The organism is Actinoplanes sp. NPDC051859 (assembly GCF_044452725.1).
Lineage (GTDB): Bacteria > Actinomycetota > Actinomycetes > Mycobacteriales > Micromonosporaceae > Actinoplanes.
In genome coordinates this window covers 446,581-456,383 of sequence record NZ_JBITBX010000006.1, presented here as the reverse complement: position 1 = coordinate 456,383, position 9,803 = coordinate 446,581, and the positions used below count along the sequence as shown (strand labels likewise).

At 67.6% G+C, this 9,803-nt stretch carries 10 protein-coding genes; 7 read left to right on the top strand and 3 right to left on the bottom strand.

Features of this window, described 5'->3' with window-relative positions:
• Nucleotides 1-187: hypothetical protein (locus ACIA1L_RS18740; RefSeq protein WP_396074048.1), on the top strand; the 187-nt coding region annotated here is incomplete at its 5' end.
• Here ACIA1L_RS18740 and ACIA1L_RS18735 read toward each other — a convergent pair.
• On the bottom strand, nucleotides 166-1,296 hold the full coding sequence (locus tag ACIA1L_RS18735; protein WP_396074046.1) for a M48 family metallopeptidase: 1,131 nt from the start codon (nucleotides 1,294-1,296) through the stop codon (nucleotides 166-168). The genes ACIA1L_RS18740 and ACIA1L_RS18735 overlap by 22 nt on opposite strands.
• 148 nt (nucleotides 1,297-1,444) lie before the next feature.
• Nucleotides 1,445-2,518, bottom strand: coding sequence for a LacI family DNA-binding transcriptional regulator (locus ACIA1L_RS18730; protein ID WP_396074044.1), 1,074 nt, complete (start codon nucleotides 2,516-2,518; stop codon nucleotides 1,445-1,447).
• A 192-nt stretch (nucleotides 2,519-2,710) separates the two neighbouring features.
• Between ACIA1L_RS18730 and ahcY the strand changes: the two genes are divergently transcribed.
• The 3 genes from ahcY to ACIA1L_RS18715 all read left to right on the top strand — a co-directional run bounded on the left by ahcY (nucleotide 2,711) and on the right by ACIA1L_RS18715 (nucleotide 6,415).
• Nucleotides 2,711-4,171: an adenosylhomocysteinase gene (gene ahcY, locus ACIA1L_RS18725; RefSeq protein WP_396074042.1), complete on the top strand. Its 1,461-nt coding sequence runs from the start codon at nucleotides 2,711-2,713 to the stop codon at nucleotides 4,169-4,171.
• A 98-nt stretch (nucleotides 4,172-4,269) separates the two neighbouring features.
• Nucleotides 4,270-5,925 (top strand): Na+/H+ antiporter, encoded by a 1,656-nt coding sequence (locus ACIA1L_RS18720; protein WP_396074040.1) that lies wholly within the window; start codon nucleotides 4,270-4,272, stop codon nucleotides 5,923-5,925.
• Nucleotides 5,918-6,415, top strand: a complete 498-nt coding sequence (locus ACIA1L_RS18715; RefSeq protein WP_396074038.1) for a hypothetical protein — start codon at nucleotides 5,918-5,920, stop codon at nucleotides 6,413-6,415. The genes ACIA1L_RS18720 and ACIA1L_RS18715 overlap by 8 nt, the downstream gene beginning before the upstream one ends.
• A 16-nt stretch (nucleotides 6,416-6,431) precedes the next feature.
• Here ACIA1L_RS18715 and ACIA1L_RS18710 read toward each other — a convergent pair whose 3' ends face one another.
• The gene (locus ACIA1L_RS18710; protein WP_396074037.1) at nucleotides 6,432-6,767 is read right to left on the bottom strand and encodes an STAS domain-containing protein; all 336 of its coding nucleotides are present in this window, start codon (nucleotides 6,765-6,767) and stop codon (nucleotides 6,432-6,434) included.
• Nucleotides 6,768-6,972: 205 nt separating this feature from the next.
• Here ACIA1L_RS18710 and ACIA1L_RS18705 point away from each other — a divergent pair, with 205 nt between their 5' ends.
• The 3 genes from ACIA1L_RS18705 to ACIA1L_RS18695 all read left to right on the top strand — a co-directional run bounded on the left by ACIA1L_RS18705 (nucleotide 6,973) and on the right by ACIA1L_RS18695 (nucleotide 9,765).
• The gene (locus ACIA1L_RS18705; RefSeq protein WP_396074036.1) at nucleotides 6,973-7,560 is read left to right on the top strand and encodes a hypothetical protein; all 588 of its coding nucleotides are present in this window, start codon (nucleotides 6,973-6,975) and stop codon (nucleotides 7,558-7,560) included.
• 131 nt (nucleotides 7,561-7,691) lie between these two features.
• Nucleotides 7,692-8,741: a sugar ABC transporter substrate-binding protein gene (locus tag ACIA1L_RS18700; protein ID WP_396074035.1), complete on the top strand. Its 1,050-nt coding sequence runs from the start codon at nucleotides 7,692-7,694 to the stop codon at nucleotides 8,739-8,741.
• 4 nt (nucleotides 8,742-8,745) lie between these two features.
• A complete protein-coding gene (locus tag ACIA1L_RS18695) occupies nucleotides 8,746-9,765 on the top strand; it encodes an ABC transporter permease (protein ID WP_396074033.1) in 1,020 nt (339 codons plus the stop codon).
• Nucleotides 9,766-9,803 lie beyond the last annotated feature (38 nt).

Below are 9,803 nucleotides of genomic sequence, written 5' to 3'. Positions count from 1 at the left end.
CGGTGCCGCAGCGCAGACCTTGCCCAGTGCCGCAGCGCAGACCTTGCCCAGTGCCGCAGCGCAGACCTTGCCCAGTGCCGCAGCGCAGACCTTGCCCGGTGCCGCAGCGCAGACCTTGCCCGGTGCCGCAGCGCAGACCTGGCCCGGCGCCGCAGCGCGCCAGGGTTACGGCGCGGGGGTGGACTGATCCGGACCGTCGGAGCCGTCAGGGCCGTCGGGGCGGGAGGTGCGGCGGGCGGCGCGGGAGGCGGCGCCGGCAGCGGTGGTGGCCCAGGTGCGGGCTTTGCCGGCCTGGGTCCCGGCCCAGTCGCCGAGGTCGGCAGCGCCGCCGGAGACACGGCGGGCCAGGGTGACGAGCGGGTCCTGGGAATTCTGGAAGGTGTCGCGGTAGTGGGAGGCCGCGGCCTTCACGTCGGCGGTGACCGAGGCGTTGCCGTCGGTGTCGCGGCGGTCGTAGTCGCCGGCGAGGATGCGGGCGTAGTCGCCGGCGTCGACCCACTTGCGGAGTTCGGCGGCGCGGGCGACCGGGACCGGGTGGCTGCTCCACGCGGTCATGCCGATCTTGTGAAGGCTGTCGCGCAGGTCGCCGCCGCCTTCGTATTCGGCTGCCTGTTCGAGGAAGGCTGCCGTGTCGATCTGGGAGAGGTCGCCGCCGCCGGCGAGCTTCATCAGCAGGCGGGTGGATGCGGCCGGGTCCTGGCCGGCGAGCAGTCCGGCGCGGTCGGCGGACAGTTCGGCCTTGCGCCACCATTCGTACATGGCGGCGATGATGGCGCGCAGGGCGATGGCGCCGATGGGCAGCCAGCTGACGGAGCTGGCCCAGCGGGTCAGGATCATCATGATCGTCTTGTAGACGGCGTGGCCGCTGCGGACGTGCCCGAGCTCATGGCCGAGCAGGGCGCGCAGTTCGTCGTCGTCCAGCTTCTCGACCGCCGCGGTGGAGATCACGATGAACGGCTTGTCCATGCCGATCGCCTCGCCGTGGATCACCGGCGCCTGGGTGACGTACAGCTCGGGCAGTTCGGCGACGTCGAGGACGGTGGCAGCCTCGGTGAAGCGCTGGTGGACGCGCGGGTACTGGCGGTGGTCGACCCGGATCGCCCCGGCCAGGTAGGACAGGCGGAAGCCGCGCTCGTTCCACATGCCGAAGAAGGCCTTCACCACGTCGTCGAAGCCACGTAGTTCCCGCAGTGCTGTCAGCGCGCCGCGGTCGGCGGGGTGTTCCCACGCGCGGGAGCTGATGCCGGTCAGCGTGATCCGCTGCCGTGCGGGCCGGTTCTCGTCGTCGAACGTCATGAGGTCCCTCCGGGTCGAAGCTTCTTTCCCCAGGTCACTAGGCCTGTCGAGCTTGGCCGGAGGGCCGCCTGTCGCGCATCGGCTCGCAGCCGGAAACCGTCGGCGTGCCCCTCTGCCTTTCGGCCGACCCAGTTGTCCCGATTTCACCTCATGGTGAGGTGTTCATGAGGGGAGTGAGGTTGCAAGGTGTCAGCACTTGGACGGCTGAGGGGTGCGACTGGATCGGCCCCGGCAACGCGCCCTGCGACTGCAAAATCGTGTGGCAGGCCCGGCGTAGATCCTGCCGCAGATCATGGTGCAGCACCGCCGACAATCGGCGTTCGCGCAGCAGCGTGGCATTCTCCCCGTCCAGATCATGGGCGACGAACACGTCGTATGTCCGATTCGCTGCCGCGAAGGCAGCCACTACGGCAGCATTTCCGCCGGCGCCCGCATACATCGAGTACACGGCGCGGATGTCCGGGTGAGCGGCCAGCAACGCTTCAACTCCGATGTGGACAGAAGAAGCTTCGCTCTCGTCGTCGACGACTTCCCACAAGCGCCGGGACGCGGCCCGCGCCCGCATTTCGGCGCGGAATCCCATCTCTCGCTCGTCTTCACCCCGGAACGAGACACTGCCCCGGACGACGAGAACCTCCCCTGCGCGATCACTGGGAAGCCACTGCTGCATCAGGTACGCGGCGGTGGCGCCGGCTGCCCGATTATCCAGACCCACGTACGCCGTCCGGGCGCTGGTGGGCAGGTCCGTCACCAGGGTCACCACCGGGATGCCCTGCCGGTACAGGCGAGCCACGGCCACGCCAACCTCGCCGACGTCCGGGGCTTTCAGGATCACCCCGTGCGTTTTCAGCTTGGCCAGCACCGCAACCAGGGCTTCGGAAGTGTCGCAGAAATGGAAACGGGAGCGGATCACTGCCGGCCGCAGCGTGGGCAACTCAGCCTCCAACGCCGCTTGAACCGTTGCACAGAAACGCGATGGCGCCTGCACGACAACGTCCACCATGTACGTTCGGCCGCCGATGCGCAGCTGCGTCTGCTGCCGGTCGAGATCGGCGATCGCCCGTTCCACCTCGCGGACAGTGCTCGTCCGCACTCCGCCGCGCCGATGCAACACACGGTCCACTGTGGCTTCACTGAGGCCGGATTGGGCAGCGATTTCGCGGATCCGGTACGGATGCTTCACGCGTACACAATGATGGGTTTTTGAGGAGTTTTCAAGCATGACGTCCCGACGGGTCTGGATCGAAAGAAGGCCGCGGATTCCCGATCTTGGCGACGCGACGGTAGAGTAGATGGGCGCCCGACGAGGCGCTGCCCCTGGCCGAGAGGCGCTGCGACGGATCCTCGGATTCGCCACGCTCGGTTTGCGGGCCACTGTCGCAAGGGCGCCTCCTGAAGAGGAGGGTGCATTTTTATGTCACCACGTCTCCAGAAGGTCAACGGCCTCGACTTCGCCGTGGCCGACCTGTCGCTGGCTGCCTTCGGCCGGCACCAGATGCGTCTCGCCGAGCACGAGATGCCGGGCCTCATGTCGATCCGCGAGGAGCACAAGGCGGCGCAGCCGCTGAAGGGCGCCCGCATCGCCGGCTCGCTGCACATGACCATCCAGACCGCCGTGCTCATCGAGACGCTGGTCGCGCTGGGTGCCCAGGTCCGCTGGGTCTCCTGCAACATCTTCTCGACCCAGGACGAGGCCGCCGCGGCGATCGTCGTCGGCCCCGAGGGCACGGTCGAGGCGCCGACCGGCACCCCGGTGTTCGCCTGGAAGGGCGAGACGCTGGAGGAGTACTGGTGGTGCACCGAGCAGCTGTTCGACTTCGGTAACGGCCTCGGCCCGAACATGATCCTCGACGACGGCGGCGACGCCACCCTGCTCGTGCACAAGGGCGTGGAGTTCGAGGCGGCCGGCGCGGTGCCCGCGACGACCGAGGACGACAACCACGAGTACTCGATCATCCTCGAGACCCTCCGTCGCAGCCTGGCGACGGACAAGGGCCGGTTCACCAAGATGGCCGCCGACATCAAGGGCGTCACCGAGGAGACCACCACCGGCGTGGCGCGCCTCTACAAGTTCGCCAAGACCGGCGACCTGCTCTTCCCGGCGATCAACGTCAACGACTCGGTCACCAAGAGCAAGTTCGACAACAAGTACGGCATCCGGCACTCGCTGGTCGACGGCCTCAACCGGGCCACCGACGTCATGCTCGGCGGCAAGCTGGCCGTCGTCTGCGGTTACGGCGACGTCGGCAAGGGCTCCGCGGAGACGCTGCGCGGCCAGGGCGCCCGGGTCATCGTGACCGAGGTCGACCCGATCTGCGCGCTGCAGGCCGCCATGGACGGCATGCAGGTCGCCCGGATCGAGGACGTCGTCGCCGAGGCCGACATCTTCATCACCACCACCGGTGGCACCGAGATCATCACGGTCGAGCACATGGCCGCGATGAAGCACAACGCCATCGTGGGCAACGTCGGTCACTTCGACGACGAGATCGACATGGCCGGCCTCGCCAAGGTCAAGGGCATCGAAAAGGTCGAGGTCAAGCCGCAGGTGCACGAGTGGCGCTTCCCGGACGGGCACGCGGTCATCGTGCTGTCCGAGGGTCGCCTGATGAACCTGGGCAACGCCACCGGCCACCCCAGCTTCGTCATGTCGAACTCGTTCACCAACCAGGTGATCGCCCAGATCGAGCTCTGGACGAAGCCCGGCGAGTACGACAAGCAGGTCTACGTGCTGCCGAAGCACCTGGACGAGAAGGTCGCCCGGCTGCACCTGGACGCGCTCGGCGTCCGGCTCACCGAGCTGACCAAGAAGCAGGCGGAGTACCTGGGCGTGCCGGTCGAGGGACCGTACAAGCCCGACCACTACCGCTACTGATGCACCGACCCGGGGTCGCGCCGCTCGGCGTGGCCCCGGGGCCTCGAACCACCCGGTCATGATCGCGCGATCGCCGCCGGTCCGGGAGACTGTTCCCCGTGAGTGTGGAATACAGTCTGCTGTTCGTCCTCGCGGGCGTGGCGGTGATCGTGGCGGTCCATTGGATCGCCGAGCGCACCGGCCTGCCCGCAGCCGCCTTGCTGACCCTGATCGGCATCCTCTACGCCGTACTGCCCGGGCCGAACATCGGACTCGATCCGCATCTCGTCCTGACGCTGGTGCTGCCCCCGCTGCTCTACAAAGCCGCGCTCGATTCGTCGCTCATCGACATCCGGCGCAATCTGCGGACGGTCATCAGCCTCTCCGTCGTCCTGGTCTTGATCACCGCGCTGCTGATCGGTGTGGGCTTCCAGTACTTCGTGGCCGGTGCCACGCTCGCCGCCGGTGTCGCACTCGGTGCCGCCGTCGCCCCGCCCGACCCGGTGGCCGCGCTCGCCATCGGCAAGAAGGTCGGCCTCCCCCGCAAGCTGATCACTCTGGTCCAGGGCGAGGGCCTGCTCAACGACGCGACCGCGCTGACCCTGCTCAGCGTCGCCGTCTCCGCCGCGGTCGGTGAGACCTTCTCGTTCCCCAACGCGGTCGGCGAGTTCGTCATCTCGGCGAGCGGCGGCGTGGTGGCGGGCATGCTGGTCGCTTACGCGGTCCGGGCTGCCCGGCCGCTGCAGCACGACCCGTTGGTCGCGAACGCCGTGTCGCTGGCGACGCCGTTCGTCGCGTACCTGCTGGCTGAGAGCGTGCACGTGTCGGGCGTGCTGGCGGTCGTGGTGGCCGGCCTCATCGTGGGGCACGACGCCCCACGGATTGCCTCCGGCGCGAGCCGGCTGCAGGTCAGCGCGGTGTGGCGGCTGATCGACTTCATGCTGGAGGGCCTGGTCTTCCTGCTGATCGGCCAGCAGCTGCCGCTGGTGATCAAGGGACTGTCGGCGTACGAGACGAGCACGATCGTCATTGCTCTGGCGATCTCGATCGGTACGGTGCTGCTGCTGCGGCCGTTGTTCCTGGTGCTCACCCAGTCGCTGCCGCGGTCGATGCATGCGCGGCTGGGCGGCGAACCGGAGGCGCAGGCGGCCACCGACAAGCGGGAACGCCGGCTGGACGGCAAGGAAATCACCGCGCTGAGCTGGGCCGGCACCCGCGGGGTCATCACCCTGGCCGCGATCTTCACCATCCCGCTGTCCACCGACGAGGGCCATCCGTTCCCGGACCGGGATTTGCTCCTGTTCTGCGCATTTGCTGTCGTACTGGTCACCCTGGTCGGGCAGGGCGTCACGTTTGCGCCGCTGGTGCGGTGGCTGGGGCTGAAGGCCAACCCGGCGGACATGATCCGGCTGCGCAACGAGGCCCGCTCGGCGAGTGCCCAGGCGGCGTTGGACCGGCTGGACGAGATCCAGCACCAGCGGCACGACCATGTCGAGGACCCGGCGATCGAGACCATGCGTAAGCAACTTGAATCGCAGCTGGAACGCTATCGGCGCCGCCTGGACCTGCTCGATCAGGCAGACTCGAACGAGGTGCCGGTTTCGCCCCAGTACGAGGCTGCCCTGCGGGTGCGCCGCTCGGTGATCGACGCCCAGCGTGAGGAACTGCTGCGCTGGCGCGACGCGGGTCAGCTTTCGGACGAGGAACTGCGCATCCTGGAACGCGAACTCGACCACGAAGAACGCCTACTACCTGACAGGCCCCGTCATGGATGAGTTGATCCGCCTGTTCCGCCAGTGCCACCGCTTCGAGGAGCTGCTGGCCGCCGGTTACGGCGACCTGAGCTGTGTCCCGGAGCGGGTGGTGCTCTACGGCAAGCAGATCTACATCGGCGCGCCCGGCCGCGGCTACCTCAACCTGACCGTCGAGCACCTGGGCCAGTGGCTGAGCGTCAGTCATGCCGCGGATCCCACCGTTCATCCTGAATTAGCGGAGGAGGACCAATTACGGGGGGTTTTGGTAGACATGACCGGTTTGCACCTGAGTCTTCGACGCGCCCTGGAATGCAAGGCGGTCACGATGTATATCGACGACGAGTTCACCGCCAGCGGGCGGCTGCGCGGTCTCGCGTTCAGCCTGGACGACGGCACCAGCCTGGTCGTCGACCCGGCCAACGTCGACGGCATCACCTTGGGCGACGAACGCGACCTCTGGCGCATCGCCGACGCTGGCGACGTCCGTGCGGTGGAGATCCCGGTCGGCTGAGGCAGCCACCGGCTCCTCAGCGACAGAAGATCTGGTGCAATCCGGTGATCTCCAGAATCCGGCGGATGTGCCGCGGCACATCGACGACGACGAGCTCGCAACCTTCCACCCGGTGTTTGACCAACGTGTTGATGCCAGATGAGTCCATGAAGGTGACCTGCGACAGGTCCACTTCGACCAGCCGGCGGCCGGGCAAGGCGGCATCCAGGGCGGCGGCAAAGCAGGGCACGGAGGATTGGTCGATCTCGCCGACGCAGCGCAGCCGGACGTAGTCGTCCGTCTCCCGCGCTGTGGTGACGGTCAGCGGGGTCTGCGACGCGACGAGCGGATCGCCGGTCCGGCGGTCAGTCATCGTGGCCTCCCGATGCGGGTTGACCGTCAGACTAGTCGGCCGGGCCGCATGGTCACACCTGATGAACCCGATGCATCGCTTCCGCGCGTCAAGATGACAGCGTGCAATGCGCAAGGCGCGGGTACGCGGCCAGGGAGCATGACAGGCTGTTTTGGTGCCGACATAACGGGCAACTCGCTATGCGTCGTCAACCCGGGAGGTCACCATGCTCCGTGCTCGCACCGCCGTGGCGCTCGGTGTCGTGACCTGCCTCGCCTTCGCGCAGCAAGCCTGCGGCACTGCGGGCAGCACAGACGCCGGAACTCCAGCCACGCCCCCGTCCGCCGCGCCGGCCAGCTCCGCCTCGCCCGAGCCCGACCCGCTGCTCACCGGCAAGAATCAAGTCGTCATCGCCCCCGTCGGCAGCTTCGAGTCGGTGCTGGCAGTGGACGACAAGGGACGGCTGAACACCACCGACGGCGACTCCGAGTTCAGCCTGTTCGTCCTCGTCCCGGCAACGAGCGGTACACACCAGATCCAGACCGCGAAGCCGAGCACCGACGGGCAGCCCGCCTGCATGGGCATCAAGGAGAACGGCACCCAACCGCTGACCGTGGTCGCCGCCCCGTGCGATGCCGAGCGGGACGGCCAGCTGTTCACCATTGGCGTGGCCGACGAGGCTTACACGATCAACAGCGCGGGTGCGTACCTGCGGGTGTCGCCGGAGTTGGGGTTGATCGCTGAGGAGATCGGCGACGGCCCGGCCGCGACCACCTTCACGCTGGTCGACAACGGCCCGGCGCCGGGCGAGTAGCCGGCACGGCATAGCCGCCTGATCACTATCTGCAACGATCCGGGTGCTGATCGTTGACAGTCGATGGGCCGAGACGTCTACTGCAATGACGAACCTTGTCTTGACTCCTGCTAAATCGTTTCGGAGGAGACATGCGTGGATCTTTGCTGATCAAGAAACGGCTCAGCCCGGCGCTCGCCGCGGTAACGCTCATCCTTGCGACAGCGGCGTGCGGCGGGGACTCGGGCGAGGGCGGCCAGATCGTCGGGCTCATCACCAAGACCGACACGAACCCCTTCTTCGTCAAGATGAAGGAGGGGGCGCAACAAGCAGCGACCCAGCAAGGCGTGGACCTGCAATCCTTCGCCGGCAAACAGGACGGCGACAACGAAGCGCAGGTCCAGGCGATCGAAAACCTCATGTCGTCCGGGGCCAAAGGCTTCCTGATCACGCCGAACGACTCGAAGGCGATCGTGCCGTCCATCGACAAGGCCCGACAGCAGGGCATGCTGGTCATCGCCCTGGACACGCCGACCGATCCGGCGGATGCCGTCGATGCCACCTTCGCCACCGACAACTACCAGGCCGGAAAGCTCATCGGACAGTGGGCGAAGGCGAAGTTCGCCGAGGAGGGCAAGACTGCGAAGATCGCCCTGCTCGACCTGAACGCCAACCAGGTGTCCGTCGACGTCAAGCGGGACCAGGGCTTCCTGGACGGTTTCGGCATTGAAGTGGGCGACCCCAACCGGATCGGCGACGAGACCGACCCCCGCATCGCCGGCCACGACGTGACCGACGGCGCCGAGGACGGCGGCCGGACGGCCATGGAGAACCTGCTCCAGAAGGATCCGTCGATCAACCTGGTCTACACGATCAACGAGCCCGCGGCGGCCGGGGCGTACCAGGCGTTGAAGGCGGCCGGGCGGGACAAGGAAGTCACCATCGTCTCCGTCGACGGCGGCTGTCCCGGCGTGGACAACGTGGCGCAGGGCATCATCGGCGCCACCTCCATGCAGTTCCCCCTCAAGATGGCGGCGATGGGCGTCGAGGCCGTGGCCGCGTTCGCCAAGGACGGCACCAAGCCGCAGGCCACGGCGGGCAAGACCTTCGTGGACACCGGCGCCGAATTGATCACCGACGACCCGCAGGCCGGCGTGGAGGCGAAAGACTCCGCGTGGGGCAAGCAGAACTGCTGGGGCTGAGGCAATGACCACCATCGACAGCAGCACCGACTTCGACGTCAGCCGGCATGACTCCCTCGGCCTCCGCGTTCAGCACGTCCTGCACGGCAATCCGGTCCTCGGACCGCTCGCCGTGCTGGTCATCGCGGTCATCGCCTTCTCGATCGTCAACACCCGGTTCTTCTCGGCCGCCAACCTGTCCCTGGTCCTGGCCCAGGTGACCGTCATCGCGACACTCGCCCTCGGTCAGACGCTGGTGATCCTCACCGCCGGGATCGACCTCGCCGCCGGCGCCATCGCGGTCTTCTCGTCGATCCTGATGGCGAGCTTCGCCACCGACCTGGGCATGCCCGGCATGCTGGCGCTGCTGTTCGGCTTCGCCTGCGGCACGGCCATGGGCATGCTCAACGGCTTCCTGGTCACCCGGTTCAAACTGCCCCCGTTCATCGTCACCCTGGGCACCCTGACCATCTTCTTCTCGCTGAACTCCGTGATCTCCAAGAGCGAGACCGTCCGCGGCTCCGACATGCCAGGGCTGATGACCTGGACCGGCACCTCGATCCCGATCGGCACTTTCCGGCTCACGTACGGATCGATCATCATGTTGGCACTCTTCGGGCTCTTCTTCTACGCCCTGCGCTCGACGGCCTGGGGCAAGCATGTCTATGCCACCGGCGACGACATCGAGGCGGCCCGGCTGGCCGGCATCCGCACCAACCGGGTGCTGTTCTCGGTCTACACCCTCGCCGGCCTGCTGTACGCCGTCGCCGGCTGGATCCTCATCGGCCGGTTGGCGTCGGCCAGCCCCAACGTCGGCGTCGACTACAACCTCGACTCCATCACCGCCGTGGTGTTGGGCGGCACCAGTCTCTTCGGCGGCCGCGGCGGTGTCCTGGGCACCCTGATCGGCGCCCTGATCGTCGGCGTCTTCCGCAACGGCCTGCAGCTCGGCGGCGTCGAGGTCGTCTGGCAGGGCTTCGCAATCGGCCTGCTGGTCCTCGTGGCCGTGTCGCTCGACCAGTGGATCAGGAAGGTCAAGTCATGACTGACTGCACCGCAGCGAAGCAAGGGCCAGGAAGGCAT

What these genes read in the sequence shown, in the direction of transcription:
- ACIA1L_RS18735 (WP_396074046.1), bottom strand. Translation starts at nt 1,296, where the DNA reads ATGACGTTCGACGACGAGAACCGGCCCGCACGGCAGCGGATCACGCTG.
- ACIA1L_RS18730 (WP_396074044.1), bottom strand. Translation starts at nt 2,518, where the DNA reads ATGCTTGAAAACTCCTCAAAAACCCATCATTGTGTACGCGTGAAGCAT.
- ahcY (WP_396074042.1), top strand. Translation starts at nt 2,711, where the DNA reads ATGTCACCACGTCTCCAGAAGGTCAACGGCCTCGACTTCGCCGTGGCC.
- ACIA1L_RS18715 (WP_396074038.1), top strand. Translation starts at nt 5,918, where the DNA reads ATGGATGAGTTGATCCGCCTGTTCCGCCAGTGCCACCGCTTCGAGGAG.
- ACIA1L_RS18710 (WP_396074037.1), bottom strand. Translation starts at nt 6,767, where the DNA reads ATGACTGACCGCCGGACCGGCGATCCGCTCGTCGCGTCGCAGACCCCG.
- ACIA1L_RS18705 (WP_396074036.1), top strand. Translation starts at nt 6,973, where the DNA reads ATGCTCCGTGCTCGCACCGCCGTGGCGCTCGGTGTCGTGACCTGCCTC.
- ACIA1L_RS18700 (WP_396074035.1), top strand. Translation starts at nt 7,692, where the DNA reads ATGCGTGGATCTTTGCTGATCAAGAAACGGCTCAGCCCGGCGCTCGCC.
- ACIA1L_RS18695 (WP_396074033.1), top strand. Translation starts at nt 8,746, where the DNA reads ATGACCACCATCGACAGCAGCACCGACTTCGACGTCAGCCGGCATGAC.